Here is a 21,322-nt window from a genome sequence, read left to right as displayed (position 1 = left end):
CCACCGGTGTCATGCACCCCGCCCACGCTCCACCCCGTTCGCCTTCCTTCCCACCTCACGCCACCGTCTCGCTCGACTCCCCCCGCAGAGCCCGCTGCATCGCGATCGCCTCGGCCCGCTGCGCCGCCTCCGCGTCCGCCGCCCGCTCGATCGCCGTCGCCTCGTCCGTACGGTTCGCGGAGGTCTCCGTCATCGCGCGGTCGGTGTAGACCAGCGGCCGTTCGGCCTCGGTGATCAGGTGTTTGACGACCTGTACGTTGCCGTTGACGTCCCATACCGCGATACCGGGGGTCAGCGTGGGGATGATCTCCACCGCCCAGCGCGGCAGGCCCAGCACTGCTCCGGTGGCCCGTGCCTCGTCGGTCTTCTGCGCGTAGATCGTCCGCGTGGAGGCCATCTTCAGGATCGCGGCGGCCTCCTTGGCCGCCGCGCCGTCCACCACGTCGCTGAGGTGGTGGACGACCGCGACGAAGGACAGGCCCAGCCGCCGCCCGAACTTCAGCAGCCGCTGGAAGAGCTGGGCCACGAACGGGGAGTTGATGATGTGCCAGGCCTCCTCGACCAGGAAGATCCGCTTCTTGCGGTCCGGCCGGATCCAGGTGTGCTCCAGCCACACCCCCACGATCGCCATCAGGATCGGCATCGCGATCGAGTTGCGGTCGATGTGTGAGAGGTCGAAGACGATCAGCGGCGCGTCCAGGTCGATGCCGGCGGTCGTGGGGCCGTCGAACATGCCGCGCAGATCGCCGTCGACCAGCCGGTCCAGCACCAGCGCCACGTCCAGGCCCCAGGCCCGTACGTCGTCCAGGGCGACGTTCATCGCCTCCGCCGACTCCTCCTCCGGGTGGCGGAGCTGTTCGACGATGTCGGTCAGGACGGGCTGGCGGTTGGTGATCGTCTCGTTGACGTACGCGTGGGCGACCTTGAGCGCGAAGCCGGACCGCTCGTCCAGGCCGTGGCCCATCGCCACCTCGATGATCGTACGCAGCAGCGCGAGCTGGCCGGTCGTGGTGATCGACGGGTCCAGGGGGTTGAGGCGGATGCCGCCGTTCATGGCGGAGGTGGGGTCCAGGCGGATGGGGGTGATGCCGAGCTGCCGGGCGATCAGGTTCCACTCGCCGACGCCGTCCTCGCCCTGTGCGTCCAGGACGACCACCTGCCGGTCCTTGAAGCGCAACTGGCGCAGTACGTACGTCTTCTCCAGCGCCGACTTGCCGTTGCCGGACTCCCCGAGCACCAGCCAGTGGGGCGCCGGGAGCTGCTGCCCGTACAACTGGAAGGGGTCGTAGATGTAGCCCTTGCCGCTGTAGACCTCGCGGCCGATGATCACGCCGGAGTCGCCGAGGCCCGGGGCCGCGGTGGGCAGGTAGACGGCCTGCGCCTGGCCGGTGGAGGTCCGTACCGGCAGCCGTGTCGTCTCCACCTTCCCGAACAGGAAGCTGGTGAAGGCGTCGGTGAGCGCCGCGATCGGATCGAGGATGGCCATGACGTACGCGCCTCCCAGCGGCTCAGCGTCGGATTCCGGTCGCGAAGGGCAGGGTGTTGACGAAGGCCCGGTGATGCTCGCGGTCGCACCACTCCAGCTTGAGGTAGGACTTGCCGGCCGAGGCGCGGATGGTGCGCTTGTCGCGGGCCAGCGCCTCGGGGGAGCGGGAGGAGACGGTGATGTAGCCGACGAGGTTGACGCCCGCGGCGCCCGACGCCAGATCGTGGCCGCGCTGGTCGACCCGCCCGTGGTGGGCGACGTCGCGCGGGTCCACGACCCGGTTCATCTTGGCCGCGCGGCTGGCCTCGGCGTCGTCGTTGGTCTTCTCCGTCAGCATCCGTTCGATGGCCACCTCGGTCGGTTCCAGGTCCATGCAGACCGCCACCGTACGGATCACGTCGGGAGTGTGCACCAGCAACGGTGCCAGGAAGTTGACGCCGACGGGCGTCAGCGGCCATTCCTTGATCCAGGCCGTGGCGTGGCACCAGGGCGCGCGGGTCGCCGACTCCCGCGTCTTGGCCTGGAGGTAGGTCGGTGACATCGCGTCCAACTCGGCCGGCCAGGCGTTGCGCCGGCTCATCGCCTGGATGTGGTCGATGGGGTGGTCCGGGTCGTACATGGAGTGGACCAGCGAGGACAGCCGTGCCTGCCCCAGCGGCTGCCGCACGCGGATGTCCGCCTCCGCGAGCCGGGCGCAGATGTCGGTCAGCTCACGCGCCATGACCACGGCCAGGCCCGCGTCCCGGTCGAGCTTCCTGCGCAGGGGGCCGCCGCTCTGGTGGAGACGGGCCGCGCGCGCCATGGTGTGGGCCTCGGCGGCCAGCTCGCGGGTGTAGTGCATGCAGGCGACGAGGTAGGCGCGGTGCTGCTCGGAGGAGGTGGAGACCATCGACTGGAGCTGCTCGTAGGACTCCTGGAGCCAGCGCGGGGAGTCGGGGTCGCCGCGCTGGGCGACGTCCTTGGCATGGGCGTCGGGGTCGGCGGGCAGCGTACGGGCGAGCATCTGGAGGCGGGTGACGTAGCCGTCGCCGTTGGCGACGTGCTTGAGCAGCGTGCCGAAGCGGTCGACGAGGGCCTCCTGGTCCTCGCTGTCGCGCAGGCCGACGCCGGGGCCCTCGATCTCGATGGCGGCGGTGACCGTACGGCGGTCGGCGTGCAGCAGGACCGCGATCTCGTCGGGGCCGAAGGGCGCGGTCAGCCAGGTGATACGGCCGATGCCGGGCGGCGGGCCGATCTCCACCTCCCGGCCGTCCAGGCGGGTGCCGGCCTCGGCGGCGGCGGAGCGGTAGGTGGCGCCCTTGCGCAGGGTGCGGCGGAAGCTGCGGTTGACCTCGAACCACTTGTAGAACGTACGGCCCCGGTAGGGGAGGTAGACGGCGGCTATGCCCAGGACCGGGAAGCCGGTGAGGGTCAGGATGCGCAGCGGCAGTACGGGCACCAGCAGGCCGCACAGCATGCCGAGGGCCGCCCCCGCGATGATCAGCGCGATCTCGCCCGTCTCGCGGTTCTTGCCGACGATCGCGTTGGGCCGGGCGCGGCCGATCAGATAGGTGCGACGGGGTGTGATCGGGTGGGGCTGGGTCGTCAACGCCCATCACCTCCTGAGGACTTGCCGGAGCGCGCGGTGCCGTGCGGGCCGGGGCGGGGCGTGGGGCCGGGGTGCGTACGGGGGCGGGGGCGGGGGTGGCGGAGACCTGGGCGCCGCCTGTGGGGGTGCCTGTGGTGCCGCCTGTGGGGCCGCCCGGTGCGCCGCTGCCCGTACGGCCGCCGTGGGCGGCCACCCCGCCGGAGACGGCGCCCGCGGGCCGGGGCGCCGCACCGCCGTGCTCGGCGCCCCCGCCGCCGGAGGAACGGGAGCTGTGGGTCTTGATGCCCTGCGAGACCAGGGCGGCGGGCGAGGAGATCACGGCGGCGGCCTGCGCGCCGTCGGTGGCCTGCTTCTTGTTCGTACGGGCCGAGACCAGCTCGTCACCGAACCCGGGGACGAAGCGGTAGATCACCGCACTGGCGAAGATCGCGAGCAGGATGATGGCGAGGCCCGAGACGACGGCCGAGAACGCGTTGGGACCGTTCTCGGCGGAGAGCGCTCCCGCGATGCCCAGGACGATCACGATGACGGGCTTGACCATGATGACGGCGATCATGATGCCGGCCCAGCGCCGGACATGTCCCCACATGTTCTTGTCGACCAGGCCGGCGTAGACGACCGTACCGAGCAGCGCGCCCACGTAGAGCAGCGCGGCCCGGATCACCAGCTCCAGCCACAGCACGCCGGCGGCCAGCACGGACACCAGCGCCACGACGATGAGCATGATCGGTCCGCCGCCGATGTCGGTGCCCTTCTTCAGGGCCTCGGCGAACGCGCCGAAGAACGTGTCGGTCTGTGCGCCGGTGCCCTTGGCGATGATCTCGGTGACGCCGTCGGCCGCCGAGACGACCGTATAGAGGATGAGGGGGGTGAACGCGGACGCGAGCACCGTCAGCCACAGGAACCCCACCGCCTCGCTGATCGCCTCGGTCAGCGGCACCCCGCGCACCGCCCGCTTGGCCACGGCCAGCAGCCACAGCACGAGCGTCAGCACGGTCGAGGCGGCGAAGACGACGGCGTACTGGCGCAGGAACGCCCCGTTGGTGAAGTCCACCTGTGAGGTGGACTTCACGGCCCCCGAGAGCTTGTTGATGATCCAGGCGGCGGCGTCGGCACAGCCCTTGGCGAGGGACTGGAGGGGGTCCAGGGGGCTGTCGGAGAGGCCGCCGGGTTTGGGGGCCGGGCCGCTGTCGCCCGGGCGGCAGAAATCCTTGGCCGGGCCGCGGATATTCTCGCAGGGATCCTTGGACGGTTTGGGGGACGGTGCGGCGAAGGCACGTGACGCCGCGAGTACGGCAGCGGTCTGCACGACCGCCACCAAGGAGATGAGCGAGAGGGTACGTCGGTGACCGTCAGCGGGCATAGGTGAAGCCTCCGAACCCTTCCACGGCCTTGGACATCTCCTCGGCCGACGAGGCGGCTTGGTCCTGCCCGATGGGGGCCGGCCCGTTCTTCTCGGTGAAGTCGACGACCTTCCAGTCCCCGTCCACCCACTTCAGGTCGAACGTGTTGGTGAACCAGCTCTCCGTCACAGGGTTCTTCGAGCTGCCACCAGCGATCCCGAACAGCGCCGAATACCAGACCGCCACCTTGGCCGAGTCGCCCTGGAACGCTTCGATCTTGGTGCCGACGGGATTCGACCTGGAGACGAAGGTGCCGCCCTTGGGCGCGGTGCCGTCGGGCTGGAGCCCGATCCTGCCGAGGAACGCCGGGTCGGTGAACACCTTGTCCAGGTCGCGCTTGCGTGCCGCCGCCACGGACGGCGCGTAGACGGTCTCGATTATCTGCCGCCGCTTGTCAGCCTCGTACATGCCGACGCCCGTCAGCGCCACCACGTAGTTCGCCGCCGCGGACTGTGCCCCCTGCTCGGTCCTGGCGAAGCCGGTGGCGATGCCGGCGTCCTTGCCCTTGACCGGCTTCTCGCCGGTCGGCGCGGTGGACTGCGCCTGCGCGCCCTTGTCCGCGTCGCCCTTCGCGCCGCCGTCCCCGCCGCCGGTTCCGCCGCCGCGGTTGGCGAACGCGATGGCTGCGATCAGGAGTACGACCACGCCGACGACCGTGATCAGGTTCCGGCTGGACAGGCCCGTACGGGAGCGGCGTGCCCCGCCGTACGCCTGGCTCCCGCCGTCGGGGAGCCGGGTGCGGGTCTGCCCCGTGTCCGTACGGCCGTAGTCGCCGCCCGCATGGCCGCCGCCCGCGTAGCCGCCGCTCCCGTAACCGTCGTCATCGTTGAGACTCATCGTTCCTGTGCCCCCTCTGCCGACTTCGTCATCACTGCCGTCGTTTCGCCGCCCGTGTATGACCGTAGCCGTGCGGGCGGCGGCTCGGGCGTGCGGTGGTACGGGTACGTGTCAGGGCGACGGGGCCTCAGATGCTGGGCGGGAGCGGTGCCCGCGGTGCGAGCGGCGTGGGTGGCGTGAGCGGCGCGAGCGATAGGAGGGGTGTGAGGGGTGCGGGGGTGCGCCGGGCCGGGGTGAGGGGGCATCAGCATGGGCCTCGGAGGGGGCTGGGGCCGGTGAGGGGAGGGGGCCGGTGAGGGGAAGGGAGGGGAGGGGATGGGACAGGGAGATGAGGCCGTACGGGGGCGAGCGGCTGAGCGTATGAGCGTCCGAGCGGCTAGACGGCCATCCCGTAAACGATGGTGAACAGCGTTCCGAGCGAGCCGATGATGAAGACGCCGGTGAGGCCGGCGACGATCAGGCCCTTGCCCTGCTCGGCGCTGAACGTGTCACGCAGCGCGGTTGCCCCGATGCGCTGCTTGGCCGCGCCCCAGATCGCGATGCCGAGGCAGAGCAGGATCGCGACCGCCATCACCACCTCGATCATCACCCGGGCCTCGTTGCCCAGTGATCCGAACGGGCCCCAGTTCGGGGCGATTCCGCCGATGATGGTGGTGATGTCGCCTTTTTCGGCTGCCATGAACATGTATGAACTCACCGCCCCTTGTAGGAACTTGCCGGTGTCTGTATGCCCATGCCGCGGTGCGCGGCACGGGCCGGGACCATCTTCGCCGACAAATCGGCTTCGGGATGTCGACTTGGCGGCTTTCTTTGCGCGATCCGACGCGAAAGCTGGGCGCGCGGGCGTGCAGGACGCCCATCGGGCCGGCCGGGCTCAGAGCCCGACGAAGTGATCGAACTCGCCTGCTTGTACGCCGAGGACGAAGGCGTCCCACTTGGCCTGGGTGGTGGTGACGATGGTGTCGGGGTCGGTGTTCGTGCGCAGGTGGACGTCGTCGTGGTCGCCGAAGGCGACTTCGATGTACTCCTCTGCGTTCTCGTCGTCCGTGGCCTTCTGCCAGTTGAGCTTGCTGGGATCGGGTCGGTTCATGCCGATCACTCTCCCGGAACGGCACCATGCCGTCCAGTCCGGGCGTATCCGCTTTCGCCGGTTTCCGCCCGTGGCGGCGCGGCGCTTGTGGGCGGCGGTTCGTTGGTGGGTGGTTGCTGTGTGTGGCGCGATGCCTGCGGCGCTTCCTTGTCGGTCATGTGCGGGTTGTTTGGTCTTTAGCCCGGTGCGGTCGGTGGGTGGGGTGGGGCGCGGTCGCACCGGGGCCTCTCCTCGGGCCGTGTGCGTGGCTGGTACGCCGTAAAAGGAAGCCTGCGTCTTGCACACGGCCCTGCGGGGAGTCCCCGATACGCCCACGCCCGGCCGTCCCCGAGCCGCCGGTTGTGACTTCCAACCGGTCCTTCAGCAATGCCCGCCAAGCGGGCTCCCTCTGCTACCGGGCGCGGTCGTACGCGCCGTCCCTGACCTGACGAAGGAAGCTGGACCATGCGGCGGAGCCGACGCGTCCGTTCTCCTCCGGCCGATCACTCTCCCGGAACCACACCCCTCCGTCCCCGCGGCTGACCTCGATGCAGTCCTGGTTGCCCCCGGCCCCGCTGAAGCTCGACTTCTGCCACTTCGGTACTGACACGGTGCTCCCTTCACAAGGTGTACAGAACGTGCTGAATCAGGGCGAGTGAATCCTTCTTCGTATGGAACTCTGGTTCGATGCGGTGGTCGATCGGCGGCAGGGACACCGTGCGCAGTGCCTCGAAAGCCTTGGTGAACTGTGCGATTTGGGGCCGTGTAGTGATGAACAGCGAAGACGTGGGGTGATCCACGCAGACGGTGTTCAGGAGAGGGACGGTGGACTTCAGGAGGGAGAAGGGCGTGCTGACGCGGGCAGGGTAGACGGAAGCCTTGAACGGGAGGATCTGGATACGAACGTGCGGCAGCCGGGCCATGTTCACCAGGTGCTCGATCTGGCGGCGCATGACGTCCGCGCCGACAAATCCCATGTGCAGAGCGGCCTCGTGGATCACCGCGTGCAGGATAGGCGGCGACTCCCCGGTGAGAATCTCCTGCCGACGACGGCGGAAGTCGACGTAACGGTCGATCGTCTCGGCGTCCTCGTCGGGCTGGCCTCCTTGGAACAGGACCCGCATGTAATCGGTGGTCTGGAGCAGGCCGGGCACGTGGATCCACTGGAAGGAGAGGTGCGCGACGGCGGATGCCTCCAGCTCCGCGAGATCGCGGGCACTCTGGCTGTGCGGGGGATGGCGGTACTCCGACCACCACCCACGACCATTCGCTTGGCTCATGGCCACAAGCGCGTCTACGTATGACTCGCTAGTGCAACCGTAAACCCGGGCCAAGGTGCGTAGTTTGTCCTCGGGAATGGCTGTTCGGCCTGTTTCGATGTGACTCATATGCGCGCGGCCCAGCGAGGCATGTGCTCCAGCTTCGGTGGCAGACAGGCCGCTGATTTCACGGAGCTGACGCAGCTCCTCGCCGAGCCGCCGTTGCCGCTGGCTCGGGTTGCTCCGCAGCCCCATCAGCGACTCCTTTCCTGGGTCGGGCGAAGTCTGCCCGCACAGCGCTGGGTTGGTCCACTCGTTGGGGCGAACTTGCGGCTCTTGGTTGCGCTAGTTAAACGCGATGCACCTACCGTCGAAACTGCGACGTCCGGTCCCACAGGTGGCCGGGGCGCGGTGATCTCGGGAGGTCACGTATGTGTTCCAGCATCGGGTCGGCGGTCGGGGCGTCTGCTCTTTGTGATTTCTCGCTGGTGTTTCCGCCTGATCCGGGGTGGGTGCGGGCGGCCAGGGAGGCGGTTCGGGCTGCGCTCTGTGCTGCTGGGCGGGAGGGGCTGGTTGATACGGCGTTGTTGTTGACGTCGGAGGTGGTGACCAACGCGGTCAAGGCTTGTCGCAGCAGTGGGTGTTCGGCGCCTGTGACGTTGTACGCGGAATGGACGGGGCCGGGGACCCTGCGGGTGCTCGTGCAGGACGGGGCGCCCGGGGTGCCGTGCTGGGGGCGGGCGGCGGGGGATGAGGAGGGCGGGCGAGGGCTGCTGCTGGTTGGGGCGTGGGCCGATGAGTGGGGGGTGTGCCGGCATGTGCCGGGGGTGGGGAAGGCGGTCTGGTTCGAGGTTGCCGAGAAGGGGCGGTGAAATGCGGCGGAATGGGGGAGGGTTGTGGGGTGCGGAAAATATGGGTGGTGGGTGGGATCGGGGCCGGGCTGGCGCTCGGGTTCGTCGCGCTGCTTGTGGTGGGGACGTACGTGGCCGCGGCGGCGTTGGCGGGGCAAGGCGGTGGGGCGCTCGGGCGGGCCGTGGGGCTGGCGAAGGGGGCGGTGCCGGCCTCGTATCAGCCGTTGGTGCAGAAGTGGGGGGCGCTGTGTCCTGCCATCAATCCGGCGTTGCTGGCGGCGCAGCTCTATCAGGAGAGCGGGTGGAACCCGAGGGCGCAGAGTCCGGCGGCGGCGCAGGGGATCGCGCAGTTCATTCCGGGGACGTGGCAGACGCACGGGATCGACGGGAACGGGGACGGCAAGCGGGACGTGTGGGATCCGGCGGACGCGATTCCGTCGGCGGCCTCGTACGACTGTGAGCTGGCGAAGTATGTGGCGAAGGTGCCGGGGGACCCGACGAAGAACATGTTGGCCGCCTACAACGCCGGGGCGTATCGGGTGATCGCGGCCGGTGGGGTGCCGGCGATTCGGGAGACGCAGAATTATGTGCGGGTCATTACTACGCTGGCCAAGAGTTTTGAGGCGCCGGTGGGGCGGGTGGAGCCCTCGCGGCAGGCTGCGGCGGCGATCTACTTCGCGCAGGAGCAGCTCGGCAAGAAGTATCTGTGGGGCGGCGACGGGACGCCGGAGCAGGGTGGGCGCTTCGACTGTTCGGGGCTGACGAAGGCCGCTTACCACTCGGTGGGGATCGAGCTGCCGCGGGTGGCGAACGACCAGTGGAACGCCGGGCCGCACCCCAAGCGGAACGAGCTGCTGCCGGGGGATCTGGTGTTCTTCGCATATGACCTGAATGATCCGCGTTCGATCCATCATGTGGGGATCTATGTGGGCGGTGGATACATGATCAACGCTCCGTATACGGGGGCGGTGATCCGTTTCGACAAGATCGACACGCCGGACTACATCGGTGCGACCCGCGTCACGGAAGATGGCGCGAAAGCGCTCCCCGCCCGGAAGGCTGCCTGAACATAGGCCCCATATAGGGCCCTGAACTGGGGCGATGGGTCAAGCTTCGATAACGTCCTGGTGATCATCCGGTGGAGACCGGAACGACCTGCCGGGGCGTCGCGTTTCCTGGGCGTGGGAAGACGGCAGCAACGCTCGACGACCACGGGGGTTGGCAGCACATACGGCGCTCGCGCGCGCGAAAGGTAAGGGGCCGCGGCAGATGGCTGGACTCGCACTGGACGGGTCGAACCCCGACGTGGACGTGCTCGACGGCATCAACGACCTCGCGAAAGGCGCTCCGCACTGGGTCAACACCGTCATGGAGTACATCGGTGAGTACGGCATCATCGCCGGACTCGCGATCCTGTGTCTGGTCGCCTGGTGGGCCGCGCGCAAGCGGCCCGGCGCGCCCGCGGCCGTCGCCGGGCTGGTCTGGGCGCCGATCGCGGCCGGGATCGCCCTGATCGTCAACATCCCCATCCGGAACTTCGTGGAACGGCCACGGCCCTTCAAGACCCACGCGGGGCTGGAGGTGCTGATTCCCAGCAAGAGCGACTTCTCGTTCGTGAGCGACCACGCCACGTTGACCATGGCGGTGGGGGTCGGGTTGTTCGTCGCGAACCGGAAGTACGGCTTGATCGGGATCGCACTGGCGCTGTTCGAGGGGTTCTGCCGGGTCTATATGGGCGTGCACTACCCGACGGACGTGGTCGGCGGGTTCGCGCTGGGTACGGCCGTGGCGCTGCTGCTCTCGCCGCCGGCCCAGGCGCTGCTGGTGCCGCTGGCCAAGGCGGTCGGTGCGTCGCGGGCCGGGGCCCTGGTACAGGCCGCGGGGGTGGCGGACGCCGATGCGGACCGTACGGGTTCGGTGCGGGCCGCGGGACAGGCGGGGGCGCGTGGGTCGTCGGTGCCGTCGCGGCGTGCCGGGCGGGACGGTGGCGACAACGATCTGGCGGCCTGAGCGCGGGCCGGCGGGTCGGGTTCTGCTGCGGACTTGACCTCAACCGCGGTTGAGGCAGGAGAGTCCCGGGCGTACCACGGCTTCGGCCGCGTCACAGCCAAAGGAGTACGCCCATGAGCACCGACCACGGTTTCTTCTCGGTCATCGACTACACCGTCGACGGCCCCCGCACCCAGCAGGAGGTCGTGGACGCCTTCGCCGAGATCCAGGAGCGCTGGGTGCGCTTCTACCCCGGGTACCGCTCGGCCCGCTTTTTGACGAGCGTCGACGGTACCCGGGTCTACAACCTCGTCCACTGGGACTCCGAGGCCGACTACCGCAACTTCGTGGAGACGTCCGACACCAAGGGGCGGCTCGCCGCCATCCACAAGGCCCTGGACGGCCTGTCGGGGACGGCCGAGGCCCGGATGACGCAGACGCCGCAGTACACCACGGCCCGGGTCGTGGAGCCCGGGCCGCGGCGTACGGACGCCTGAGCCGGTACGGCGCAGGGCCCGGGCTCAGAGAGCGTGGGGGAAGGTACTGAACAGGCGCTGCGGGTCGTACTGCCGCTTGACCTTGGTCAGGCGGTCGGCGGCCGGGCCGTAGTACGCCTTCTTCCAGTCCTTGAGCCCCGGGTCGGCGTAGTTCTGGTAGGCGGCTCCCGAGGCGTACCGGCGCATGGCCCCATGGACGGATTCCAGCCACGCGGACTGTGCCGTTCCGGACCCGCCCGCTCCCCAGGACGCCAGGTACTGCGCCAGGAAACGCGAACGGCGGTGTACGAAGGCGGTGTCGGCCGGCCGGACGCGGTTGACCGCGCCGCCCAGTGCGGTCAGGGAGGCGTTGCCCGCCACGCCCTTGCGGCCCGCGCGTTCGATCTGGTCCATGAGGGTGCGGATGCCGGTCGGGCTGAGCGAGCGGTCGTAGAAGTCGGAGCGCGCGGCGTAGGTCTCGCGGCCGAGCCGGCCGGAGCCGTTCTGCCCCGGCAGGGAGCCGGGCAGGTGGCACTGCGCGGTGGACTTGGTGGCGCAGCCCGCGTACGCCTCCATGGCGTCCAGGTAGCTGGAGGGCTTCAGGCTCACCGACTTCGCCGGGCCCGGGCCGCCCGGGCGGTCGGCGAGCCGGTCGACGGCGTTCTGCAGATCTCCGTACGTGCCCAGGGAGAAGGCGGCGACGGAGACGGTGGGGGTGGCGCCGGGGCGGGCGTCGAGGTGGAGGGAGGACCAGATCTCGTCGGGCTGGGTGGGGCCCCACTCCTGCCAGGCGCGGACCACCGCGGCGGCCTTGGACCAGGGCCAGGTCATGTACGCCCGTACCGCGCGGGGTGCCCGGTGCGTACGGAAGCGCAGTTCGGTGACGACGCCGAAGTTGCCGTTGCCGGCGCCGCGCAGCGCCCAGAAGAGGTCGGCGTGGTGCGAGCGGTCGCACTGGAGGGTCTTGCCGTCGGCGGTGACGAGCGTGGCGCCGACGAGGCTGTCGCAGGTCAGGCCGTACGCGCGGGAGGCCACGCCATGGCCGCCGCCGAGGGTCAGGCCGGATATCCCAACGGTGGGGCAGGAGCCGCCGGGCACGGTGACGCCGTGCGGGGCCAGCCCTTCGTAGACGTCGATGAGTTTGGCGCCGGCGCCTATGCGGACGGTGCCGCCGGAGGGCGCGGAGACCTTGTTCAGGGCGGAGACGTCGATGATGAGCTTGCCGTTGCCGCTGGACCAACCCGCGTAGGAGTGGCCGCCGTTGCGGATCGTGACGGGGGTGTCGTAGCGGCGGGCGAAGGCCAGGCATTCGGATATGTCGGAATGATTGCGGACATAAGCGATGGCGGCTGGTTTGAGGTTGTCGTAGCGGGTGTTGTAGAGGCGGCGAGCTGTCTTGTACGCCGCGTCACCGGCGCGTACGAGCTTTCCGTCCAGGCCCTTGCGCAGCGCTTCCCAGGACGCGGCGGGCGCGGCCGGGCGCAGGCCCTGGGCGGGCGCGGAGTTGGTGCCCACGGCGCCGGACCCGGAGCCCGGACTCGCGTGGCCGGGCTGGTCGCTGCAGGCCGTGGCCCAGGCGACCGTGGTCGCCGCGAGCCCGCCGCCGGCCTGCAGGAGTGTGCGCCGCTTCACTGGGATGTCCCCCTCGGGATCTCACCGGGCGTGCCGGGTGCCGGACGTAGCTGTCTCTTTCCCAGATGCCGTGTGGGCATGGGGGGTTCCCGGGGGCGGGGTGAGAGGTGTCAGCCGGCGCGGTGCTCTTCGGCGTCCGTACGGGCTTGTGAGCGGGCGCGGCGGGCCGGGCCCGACCAGCCGCAGACGCAGCGGGCCAGGCAGAAGGAGCCGCGCTCGGTGGTGGTCGTCAGGTGTTCGGACGGGGCGGCGGGCTGAGCGGGGGGCCGGGCGGCCTGCCGGGAGGCGTCGGGCTCGGCTCCCGCGCCGGATTCCGGGGGCGCGGGGCGCTCCGGCAGTGGATCTTTACGGGCTCGGTCGTGCACCCGGCCACGCTACGCGCCCTCGGTGTCCGGGCGTGACGGGCCCCAGGAACGGTCGTTGAACGGAACGGGTGGATCGGATGGAACGGGTCGAGGAGGCTCAGACCACCACCACCCTCAGCAATCCGGAAGCGCCCCGGAGACCTTCGGGCCAAACGGCAGGGCTCATGGGCGCCGGGCGCCGCGGGCGGGCCTGCGGCTTCGGCCCCCGGGCCGCGGCCGGGCCCGGTACCGGGGCGGCCAGGCCCGCCAGGGCCTGAGAACTTCACAGGCACGAGCGGCCGAGGGGGCTCGTACGCGATGGTGGTGCAGGACAAGCGGAGCGGTGGCGCTGTCGCCGCCGCGGCGTGCGGGGTGAGTCTGGCGGTGGGCCTGGCCGTCGGGGCGCTGGCGACGGGCTGTTCCCCGAGCGGCGCGGTGGCCGAGGACCAGAGGGCCGCCCGGCAGGCGTCGGTGGACCGGGCGCCGGCCCCGTCGGCCGTCCCCGGCTCGTCCGCCGTGCGGGACGTCCGGGGCAGTGCCGACGCGCTCGTACGGGCCGGGTCCTCCAGGGTCCGTACGGCGATGGAGACGGCCAGCGGCGGCACCCGGGTCGCCATCCGGGGCGCGGGTGCGTACGACTACCGGACGACCACGGGGCGGCTGGGCGTGGTGCTGCCCGATCCGGCCGGCGCCGGCAGCGGGGGCCACCGTCCGATCACCGAGATCCTGACGCCCGGCGCCCTCTACATGAAGAACCGCGGGGCCGGGGTGCCGCCCGACAAGTGGGTGCGGGTGGACACCGGCACGCTCGCGGACGGCAATCTCGTCACCGGCGGGGCGACCGATCCGCTGGCGGCGGCCGAACTGCTGCGCGGGGCGCGCGAGGTGACGTACGAGGGGCGGGAGCGGCTGGACGGCGTCCCGGTGCGGCACTACCGCGGCAGCACGGACATCGGCGCGGCGGCCCGCGCGGCCTCGCCGGGCACCCGTTCCGCGCTGGCCGCGGCGGAGAAAGGCTTCACCACAGATGTCGTGCCGTTCGATGCGTATCTGGACGATGCGGGACGGCTGCGCAAGGTCCGCCAGCGGTTCCGCTTCGCCAACGGCTCCTCCCAGGGGACGCTGGTGACGTCCACGACCACGCTGTACGACTTCGGGACGCCGGTCGCCGTCGGGCTGCCGGACGACCGCGACATCTATACGGGGAAGATCGCCTCGGGCGGCGGCTGAGGCCGGCCGCGGCCGTGCGGCAGGGCCCGGCGGGCGGCGGCCGGACGACGGGCGCCGGGCACGTGACCGGGGCTCATGCGAACTGGCGGAAATGGTCCATCCGTGCCATGCGCGGGATGTGTGCCCGTATCTACCCTGGGCCGTAACCACCAGAAGAGTGGGAAGACGCTCGAACAAGGAGGTGTTGTACGTGGCCGTGCACCGCAACTCCACGGTTCAGGACCACGTAGCCCTCGTCGAGATCGACCTGGCTGGTGAGTTGATGATCGCGGCTGCTGCCGCGAGCGAGGATCGGCTCAGCTCGGACCGTATCGACGAGGTGCTGGACGTGGACGCGGAGCGCGTACAGACGGAAGCCGGGCCCGCCCGCCGGGGGTGAGCGCCGCCCGTACGGGGCGCGGCCCGGACCCGGCCCAGGACCCCGGCCGAGCATCCCGTCTCAGGTGCGCAGCATCCGTTCGATCGCCTTCGTCGCCTCCTGGACCTTGGCGTCGATCGCCTCCGGGCCCTTGCGGGCGGCGTCGGCGACACAGTGCCGCAGGTGCTCCTCCAGGAGCTGGAGGCCGAAGGACTGAAGTCCTTTGGTACTCGCCGAGACCTGGGTGAGTATGTCGATGCAGTAGACGTCCTCTTCGAGCATGCGCTGGAGGCCGCGGATCTGGCCCTCGATCCGGCGCAGCCGCTTGATGTGGGCGTCCTTCTGTTTGGCGTACCCGTGAATGCCCAGGTCGTGGTCGGTCACGACGCCCGGGTCGCCCTGCGCGCCGGGCGCGGGGGCGCTGTTGTGGCAAGCCGGAGCGGCTGCGGTGCCGCCGTTGGTGCCGGCATCCGTGGTCGTCATGGCCGTCTCCCGTGCGTGTAGGCGATCTGTATACCCCCGGTGGGTATATGGTACAGAATTTCGCGGTGTGCAGGCGCGTGCGAGGGGCGCGCGGGCGGTACCCCGTGCAGAGCATGCTGCCCGATGGGCGACACTGAAGGAATGCCGGTTAGCTGTGGCTGGATGATGCGCCTAGCATCAACTCGACCGAATCCGATGCACCCCGAGGATTTCACGTGCGCTTTCGTCTGACCCCCAGGGAGACGAGCTTCTACGACATGTTCGCCGCCTCGGCGGACAACATCGTCACAGGCTCCAAGCTCCTGATGGAACTGCTCGGGGCGGACGCCTCCGCGCGGGCAGAGATCGCCGAGAGGATGCGGGCGGCGGAGCACGCGGGGGACGACGCGACACACGCGATCTTCCACCAGCTCAACTCCTCCTTCATCACGCCGTTCGACCGCGAGGACATCTACAACCTCGCGTCCTCCCTCGACGACATCATGGACTTCATGGAGGAGGCCGTCGATCTCGTCGTCCTCTACAGCATCGAGGAGCTGCCCAAGGGCGTCGAGCAGCAGATCGAGGTGCTGGCCCGGGCGGCGGAGCTGACCGCCGAGGCCATGCCCAACCTGCGGACGATGTCCAACCTCACCGAGTACTGGATCGAGGTCAACCGTCTGGAGAACCAGGCCGACCAGATCCACCGCAAGCTGCTGGCCCACCTCTTCAACGGCAAGTACGACGCCATCGAGGTGCTCAAGCTCAAGCAGGTCGTGGACATCCTGGAAGAGGCGGCCGACGCGTTCGAGCACGTGGCCAACACGGTCGAGACCATCGCGGTCAAGGAGTCCTGACCTCCGGTGGACACCTTCGCGCTCGTCGTGACCATCGCGGTCGCGCTCGGTTTCACGTACACGAACGGCTTTCACGACTCCGCGAACGCCATCGCGACCTCGGTCTCCACGCGGGCGCTGACCCCGCGGGCGGCACTGGCGATGGCCGCGGTGATGAACCTCGCCGGCGCCTTCCTCGGCAGCGGGGTCGCCAAGACCGTCAGTGAGGGGCTGATCTCCACGCCCGAGGGCAACAAGGGGATGGGCATCCTCTTCGCGGCCCTGCTCGGCGCGGTGGCCTGGAACCTCGTCACCTGGTACTTCGGCCTGCCGTCGTCGTCCTCGCACGCCCTGTTCGGCGGCATGGTCGGTGCCGCGCTGGCGGGCGGCACCGAGGTGATCTGGTCCGGGGTGGTCGAGAAGGTCGTCCTGCCGATGTTCATCTCGCCCGTCATCGGCCTGGTGCTGGGCTATCTGGTGATGGTCGTCATCCTGTGGCTGTTCCGGAAGTCCAACCCGCACAAGGCCAAGCGCGGGTTCCGGATCGCCCAGACGGTCTCCGCGGCGGGCATGGCGCTCGGCCACGGTCTGCAGGACGCGCAGAAGACCATGGGCATCGTGGTGATGGCCCTGGTCATCGCCGATGTCGAGGACAAGAACGACGCCATCCCGATCTGGGTCAAGCTCGCCTGTGCGATCACCCTCTCGCTGGGTACGTACGCGGGCGGCTGGCGCATCATGCGCACGCTCGGCCGGCGCATCATCGAGCTGGACCCGCCGCAGGGCTTCGCGGCCGAGACGACGGCGGCGTCGGTCATGTACACGGCGTCGTTCATGTTCCACGCGCCGATCTCGACCACGCATGTCATCACCTCCGCGATCATGGGCGTGGGGTCGACCAAGGGCTCCCGGGCGGTGCGCTGGGGCGTGGCGAAGAACATCGTGATGGGCTGGTTCATCACGATGCCCGCCGCTGCGCTGGTGGGCGCGCTCGCCTACTGGGGCGTGCATCTGGTCTTCGGCTAGGCACCTGGCCTTCGGCCGGCGGCCGGGCCGGTACAGGTACGGCCGGCCGGCGCGCGATTCGCCCGTACGGCTCAAGAGGTCCGTACGTACGGCATGAAGGGCCCGCCCCCCGGGAAGGTGGGGCGGGCCCTTCGTCCTGTGGTGGCACCGCCATGCAGCACCTCAGGACGCCGGGTGGGCCGCCGGACCGGCCGGACTGCGGGAGCCGGCCCGGGGCGGCGGCCGGCCGGGGCGGCTGCCGGCCGGAGCGGCTGCTAGCCGAAGCGGCCGGAGATGTAGTCCTCCGTGGCCTGGACCGAGGGGTTGGAGAAGATCCGCTCGGTGTCGTCGATCTCCACGAGCTTGCCCGGCTGCCCGACGGCCGCCAGGTTGAAGAAGGCCGTACGGTCCGAGACCCGCGCCGCCTGCTGCATGTTGTGGGTGACGATGACGATCGTGAAGCGCGACTTCAGCTCGCCGATCAGGTCCTCGATGGCCAGGGTGGAGATCGGGTCGAGCGCGGAGCACGGCTCGTCCATCAGCAGGACCTGCGGCTGGACGGCGATGGCGCGGGCGATGCACAGCCGCTGCTGCTGGCCGCCGGACAGGCCGGAGCCGGGCTTGTTCAGGCGGTCCTTGACCTCGTTCCAGAGGTTGGCGCCCTTGAGGGACTTCTCGACGACGTCGTTCAGCTCGGACTTCTTCTTCACCGTGCCGTTCAGCCGCAGGCCCGCCGCGACATTGTCGAAGATCGACATGGTGGGGAAGGGGTTGGGGCGCTGGAAGACCATGCCGACGGTGCGGCGCACCGCGACCGGGTCGACGCCGGAGCCGTACAGGTTCTCGTCGTCCAGCATCACCTTGCCCTCGACGCGCCCGCCGGGGGTGACCTCGTGCATCCGGTTCAGGGTGCGCAGGAAGGTGGACTTGCCGCAGCCGGAGGGGCCGATGAAGGCGGTCACCGAGCGCGGCTCGACGGTCATGGATATGTCGTCGATGGCCTTGTGGCCGCCGTAGTACGCGGAGAGGCCGCTGACGTCGATTCGCTTGGCCATGGGATCACTACTTCTTTCGTCTACCGCGGTCAGCGGCCGGTCTTGGGGGCCTTCCAGCGGGCGATGCCGCGGGCCACCAGGTTGAGGATCATGACGAAGGCGATCAGGACGAGCGCCGCGGCCCACGCACGGTCGTACGAGGCGTCGGAGCCCTGCTGCCACTGCTGGAACACGTACAGGGGAAGCGACTGCTGGGCGCCCTCGAAGGGGTTGTTGTTGATCGTCTTGGCGCCCCAGACCAGGAGCAGCACCGGGGCGGTCTCACCGGTGATCCGGGCGACGGCCAGCATCACGCCGGTGGTGATGCCGCCGATCGCGGTGGGCAGGACGACCTTGAGGATCGTGCGCCACTTGGGCACGCCCAGGGCCAGCGACGCCTCGCGCAGCTCGTTGGGGACGAGCTTGAGCATCTCCTCGGTGGAGCGGACGACCACCGGCATCATCAGGATCGCCAGGGCCATCGCGCCGGCGATGCCGGACTGGCCGAAGCCCAGGATCAGGATCCATACGGAGAGGATGAACAGGCCGGCGACGATCGAGGGGATGCCGGTCATGACGTCGACGAAGAAGGTGACGACCTTGGCGAGCCTTCCGCCCCCGTACTCCACGAGGTAGACCGCGGTGAGCAGGCCGATCGGGGCGGCGATGAGGGTGGCCAGGCCGACCTGCTCCAGCGTGCCGATGATCGCGTGGTAGATGCCGCCGCCGGGCAGCGCGTCCGGCAGCGTACCCATCGAGTGGGACAGGAAATAGCCGTCCAGGACCTTGATGCCGCGGGCGATCGTCTCCCAGATGAGGGAGACCAGCGGGATGACGGCGAGCAGGAAGGCGACCCAGACCAGGCTGGTGGCCAGCCGGTCCTTGGCCTGGCGGACGCCCTCGACCTTGGCGGCCAGGAGGAACGTACCCAGGATGAAGAGCAGCGTGGCGATCAGGCCCCACTGGATCCTGCTGTCCAGGCCGGCGGCCAGGCCGATGCCGCAGCCCGCCGCGACGGCGGCCAGCGCGAGGGCGGCCGGGGTCCAGCGGGGCAGCCGGGCCTGCTGGAGGGAGACCGGGAGCGGGGCGCTGCCGGCGGCCGTACGGCGCTCTGTAACGGTGTTACTCATGCATTGGCCCCCGAGTACTCCTTGCGGCGGGCGATGATCAGGCGGGCCGCGCCGTTGACGAGCAGCGTGATCACGAACAGGACGAGGCCGGAGGCGATCAGGGCGTCCTGGCCGAACTGGTCCGCCTCGCTGAACTTGCTGGCGATGTTCTGGGCGAAGGTTCCGCCGCCCGGCTCCAGCAGGCTGAGGCTGATCAGGAAGTTCGGCGACAGGACGGTGGCCACCGCCATCGTCTCGCCGAGCGCGCGGCCCAGCCCCAGCATGGAGGCGCTGATGACACCGGAACGGCCGAAGGGCAGTACGGACATCCGGATGACTTCCCAGCGGGTCGCGCCGAGGGCCAGCGCGGCCTCCTCGTGCATCTTGGGGACCTGGAGGAAGACCTCGCGGCTGACGCTGGTCACGATCGGCAGGATCATGATGGCCAGCAGGATGCCGACGGTGAACAGGGAGCGGGCGGCGCCGCCGCCGTAGCTGAGGATCCCGGTCCAGCCGAAGTAGTCGTCCAGCCATTGGTAGAGGCCGCCGAGGTGGGGCACCAGGAAGAGCGCGCCCCACAGGCCGAAGATGATGCTGGGCACGGCGGCGAGCAGGTCGATGACGTACCCGAGCGGCGAGGCCAGCTTGCGGGGCGCGTAGTGCGAGATGAACAGCGCGATGCCGACCGCGACCGGGACCGCGATGACCATCGCGATGACCGAGCTGACGACGGTGCCGAAGGCGAGGACCGCGATGCCGAACTTCGGCTCGGGGCCCGAGGTGTTCCACTCCAAGTACGTCAGGAAGCTCGCGTGGTCACCGGAGATGGCGATCACGGAGCGGTAGGTGAGGAAGGCCGCGATGGCGGCCATGACCACCAGGAGCGCGACACCGGAGCCGCGGGAGAGCCCGAGGAAGATCCGGTCACCGGGGCGGACCGCCTTGCCGGAGATCGGGGAGGGCCTCTCGTCCGGGGCCATGGGCGTCGGTGACGGTGGCGACGGCGGTGGGTCTGCTATCGGGGAGGGTGAGTTCATGACTTTCTCCGGTCTGCGGAGCCGGCGGAGGCTCCTGGCGCGGCGGTGCACCGGATGGGCGGCGGTCCGGGGGTACGGGGCGTACGGGGCGCGGATCGCGCCTGCGTCGTACGCGTCGCCGTACGGGCCCGGAGCCGCCGCCCGGTGGGTCAGGAGAGCGTGGCGACGGTCTTGCGGACCTTGTCGGCGATCTCGGTGGGCAGCGGGGCGTAGCCCAGGTCCTTCAGGGCCGCCTGGCCGTCCTGGCTGGAGATGTAGGTCAGGAAGGACTTGGTGGCCGGCAGGGTCTCGGCCTTGTTGCCCTTGTCGCAGGCGATCTCGTACGTCACCAGGGTGATCGGGTAGGCGCCGTCGGCCTTGGTGGTGTAGTTGAGCTTGAGGGCCAGGTCGTTGCCGGTGCCGACCTGCTTGGCCTCGGAGATCGCCTTGGAGGCGTTGTCGACGGTGGCCTCGACCGGGTCCTTGGCGCCGGTGTTCAGCTTGACCGTCGGGATCTTGCCGGCCGTCGCGAAGGACAGCTCGAAGTAGGAGATCGCCCCGTTGGTCTGCTTGACCTGCGAGGAGACACCCGCCGAGCCGGCCGCCGCCTGGCCGCCCCTGCCCGCCCAGGTCTTGGCGGGCTCGTGCTTCCAGGCGTCGGGGGCCGCGCCCTTGAGGTACTTGGTGAAGTTGTCGGTGGTGCCGGAGTCGTCCGAGCGGTGGAACGCCTGGATCTTCAGGTCCGGCAGCTTGGCGTCGGGGTTGAGCTTCTTGATCGCCGCGTCGTTCCAGTTGGTGATCTCCGAGTCGAAGATCTTGGCCAGCGTCGGGGCGTCCAGGACGAGGCCGTCCACGCCGGAGACGTTGTAGCCGACCGCGATCGGGCCGCCGACCATCGGCAGGTTGACCGCCTGGCCGCCCTTGCAGATCTTCTTAGACTTCTCGACCTCCTCGGGCTTGAGCGCCGAGTCGGAGCCCGCGAAGGCGGTCTGGCCCTGGAGGAAGGTGGTGATGCCGGCACCGGAGCCCGTGGGCTGGTAGTTGACCTCGGTGTCCTTGCAGGCCCCGAGTAGTTCTGCACCCAGGCGTCCATGGCGTTCTTCTGCGCGGAGGAGCCCGAGGCGAGCAGCTTCCCCTTGCCCTCGCACTTGATGTTGGAGGACTTCGACGAGGCGCTGTTGCCGCCACCGCCGCTGGTGTCGTCGGAGCCGCACGCCGACAGGGCCAGGGCACCGGAGACGGCGAGAGCGCCAACGGCGAGGGCGCGAACCCGGTTCTTGCGCTGAAGCTTCACTGTCGAGAGTTCCTTCCTGGGGCGCGCCGCTTCTCCGGCGTGCG

Annotated in this window: 21 protein-coding genes and 2 pseudogenes; 8 read left to right on the top strand and 15 right to left on the bottom strand. The window is 69.9% G+C overall.

Features of this window, described 5'->3' with window-relative positions; translation table 11 throughout:
* Positions 1–55: 55 nt before the first annotated feature.
* The 8 genes and pseudogenes from KGS77_RS14585 to KGS77_RS14550 all read right to left on the bottom strand — a co-directional run bounded on the left by KGS77_RS14585 (position 56) and on the right by KGS77_RS14550 (position 7,897).
* Positions 56–1,486 (bottom strand): ATP-binding protein, encoded by a 1,431-nt coding sequence (locus KGS77_RS14585; protein WP_242581544.1) that lies wholly within the window; start codon positions 1,484–1,486, stop codon positions 56–58.
* Between the two features lie 22 nt (positions 1,487–1,508).
* On the bottom strand, positions 1,509–3,074 hold the full coding sequence (locus KGS77_RS14580; protein WP_242581543.1) for an SCO6880 family protein: 1,566 nt from the start codon (positions 3,072–3,074) through the stop codon (positions 1,509–1,511).
* Positions 3,071–4,437: pseudogene (locus KGS77_RS14575) on the bottom strand (hypothetical protein). Before KGS77_RS14575 ends, KGS77_RS14580 begins: the two are co-directional and overlap by 4 nt.
* Positions 4,427–5,314, bottom strand: coding sequence for a hypothetical protein (locus tag KGS77_RS14570; RefSeq protein WP_242581542.1), 888 nt, complete (start codon positions 5,312–5,314; stop codon positions 4,427–4,429). The pseudogene KGS77_RS14575 and the gene KGS77_RS14570 overlap by 11 nt, the downstream one beginning before the upstream one ends.
* A 376-nt stretch (positions 5,315–5,690) precedes the next feature.
* Entirely contained in the window at positions 5,691–5,999 is a 309-nt protein-coding gene (locus KGS77_RS14565) for a hypothetical protein (RefSeq protein WP_242581541.1), read from the bottom strand.
* A 189-nt stretch (positions 6,000–6,188) separates the two neighbouring features.
* Positions 6,189–6,404 (bottom strand): DUF397 domain-containing protein, encoded by a 216-nt coding sequence (locus KGS77_RS14560; protein ID WP_242581540.1) that lies wholly within the window; start codon positions 6,402–6,404, stop codon positions 6,189–6,191.
* Positions 6,405–6,795: 391 nt separating this feature from the next.
* Positions 6,796–6,993 (bottom strand): DUF397 domain-containing protein, encoded by a 198-nt coding sequence (locus KGS77_RS14555; RefSeq protein WP_242581539.1) that lies wholly within the window; start codon positions 6,991–6,993, stop codon positions 6,796–6,798.
* Between the two features lie 10 nt (positions 6,994–7,003).
* Entirely contained in the window at positions 7,004–7,897 is an 894-nt protein-coding gene (locus tag KGS77_RS14550) for a helix-turn-helix transcriptional regulator (RefSeq protein ID WP_242581538.1), read from the bottom strand.
* Positions 7,898–8,073: 176 nt separating this feature from the next.
* Between KGS77_RS14550 and KGS77_RS14545 the strand changes: the two genes are divergently transcribed.
* From KGS77_RS14545 to KGS77_RS14530, 4 genes are all read left to right on the top strand, one after another.
* Positions 8,074–8,514 carry an ATP-binding protein gene (locus tag KGS77_RS14545; protein ID WP_242581537.1) on the top strand — a complete coding sequence of 147 codons (441 nt, stop codon included), beginning with the start codon at positions 8,074–8,076 and terminating at the stop codon, positions 8,512–8,514.
* 29 nt (positions 8,515–8,543) lie between these two features.
* A complete protein-coding gene (locus KGS77_RS14540; RefSeq protein WP_277994225.1) occupies positions 8,544–9,560 on the top strand; it encodes a bifunctional lytic transglycosylase/C40 family peptidase in 1,017 nt (338 codons plus the stop codon).
* 202 nt (positions 9,561–9,762) lie between these two features.
* On the top strand, positions 9,763–10,503 hold the full coding sequence (locus KGS77_RS14535; protein ID WP_242581536.1) for a phosphatase PAP2 family protein: 741 nt from the start codon (positions 9,763–9,765) through the stop codon (positions 10,501–10,503).
* A 113-nt stretch (positions 10,504–10,616) separates the two neighbouring features.
* Positions 10,617–10,979 (top strand): antibiotic biosynthesis monooxygenase, encoded by a 363-nt coding sequence (locus tag KGS77_RS14530; RefSeq protein WP_242581535.1) that lies wholly within the window; start codon positions 10,617–10,619, stop codon positions 10,977–10,979.
* Positions 10,980–11,003: 24 nt separating this feature from the next.
* Here KGS77_RS14530 and KGS77_RS14525 read toward each other — a convergent pair whose 3' ends face one another.
* Positions 11,004–12,590, bottom strand: coding sequence for an FAD-binding oxidoreductase (locus tag KGS77_RS14525; protein ID WP_242581533.1), 1,587 nt, complete (start codon positions 12,588–12,590; stop codon positions 11,004–11,006).
* A gap of 110 nt (positions 12,591–12,700) precedes the next feature.
* The gene (locus KGS77_RS14520) at positions 12,701–12,955 is read right to left on the bottom strand and encodes a hypothetical protein (RefSeq protein WP_242587844.1); all 255 of its coding nucleotides are present in this window, start codon (positions 12,953–12,955) and stop codon (positions 12,701–12,703) included.
* 297 nt (positions 12,956–13,252) lie between these two features.
* On the opposite strand from KGS77_RS14520, the gene KGS77_RS14515 reads away from it, so the two are divergent.
* Both KGS77_RS14515 and KGS77_RS14510 read left to right on the top strand, forming a co-directional pair.
* Entirely contained in the window at positions 13,253–14,164 is a 912-nt protein-coding gene (locus KGS77_RS14515; protein ID WP_242581531.1) for a hypothetical protein, read from the top strand.
* Positions 14,165–14,348: 184 nt separating this feature from the next.
* A complete protein-coding gene (locus KGS77_RS14510; RefSeq protein ID WP_242587473.1) occupies positions 14,349–14,543 on the top strand; it encodes a hypothetical protein in 195 nt (64 codons plus the stop codon).
* A 60-nt stretch (positions 14,544–14,603) separates the two neighbouring features.
* Here KGS77_RS14510 and KGS77_RS14505 read toward each other — a convergent pair whose 3' ends face one another.
* Positions 14,604–15,005 carry a metal-sensitive transcriptional regulator gene (locus tag KGS77_RS14505; protein ID WP_277994224.1) on the bottom strand — a complete coding sequence of 134 codons (402 nt, stop codon included), beginning with the start codon at positions 15,003–15,005 and terminating at the stop codon, positions 14,604–14,606.
* Between the two features lie 215 nt (positions 15,006–15,220).
* Here KGS77_RS14505 and KGS77_RS14500 point away from each other — a divergent pair, with 215 nt between their 5' ends.
* Entirely contained in the window at positions 15,221–15,841 is a 621-nt protein-coding gene (locus KGS77_RS14500) for a DUF47 family protein (RefSeq protein WP_242581529.1), read from the top strand.
* Positions 15,842–15,847: 6 nt separating this feature from the next.
* On the top strand, positions 15,848–16,846 hold the full coding sequence (locus KGS77_RS14495) for an inorganic phosphate transporter (protein ID WP_242581527.1): 999 nt from the start codon (positions 15,848–15,850) through the stop codon (positions 16,844–16,846).
* Positions 16,847–17,100: 254 nt separating this feature from the next.
* Here the strand turns inward: KGS77_RS14495 and pstB are convergent, their stop codons facing one another.
* The 4 genes and pseudogenes from pstB to pstS form a co-directional block, all read right to left on the bottom strand.
* Positions 17,101–17,880: a phosphate ABC transporter ATP-binding protein PstB gene (gene pstB / locus KGS77_RS14490; protein ID WP_242581525.1), complete on the bottom strand. Its 780-nt coding sequence runs from the start codon at positions 17,878–17,880 to the stop codon at positions 17,101–17,103.
* A gap of 29 nt (positions 17,881–17,909) precedes the next feature.
* Entirely contained in the window at positions 17,910–18,989 is a 1,080-nt protein-coding gene (gene pstA / locus KGS77_RS14485; protein WP_242581522.1) for a phosphate ABC transporter permease PstA, read from the bottom strand.
* Positions 18,986–19,948, bottom strand: a complete 963-nt coding sequence (gene pstC, locus KGS77_RS14480) for a phosphate ABC transporter permease subunit PstC (protein ID WP_242581520.1) — start codon at positions 19,946–19,948, stop codon at positions 18,986–18,988. Before pstC ends, pstA begins: the two co-directional genes overlap by 4 nt.
* A gap of 206 nt (positions 19,949–20,154) precedes the next feature.
* A pseudogene (gene pstS, locus KGS77_RS14475) lies at positions 20,155–21,278 on the bottom strand (phosphate ABC transporter substrate-binding protein PstS).
* Positions 21,279–21,322: the final 44 nt, after the last annotated feature.

The organism is Streptomyces sp. MST-110588 (genome assembly GCF_022695595.1).
Taxonomy (GTDB): Bacteria; Actinomycetota; Actinomycetes; order Streptomycetales; family Streptomycetaceae; genus Streptomyces.
This window is presented reverse-complemented; position numbering and strand designations above follow the sequence as displayed.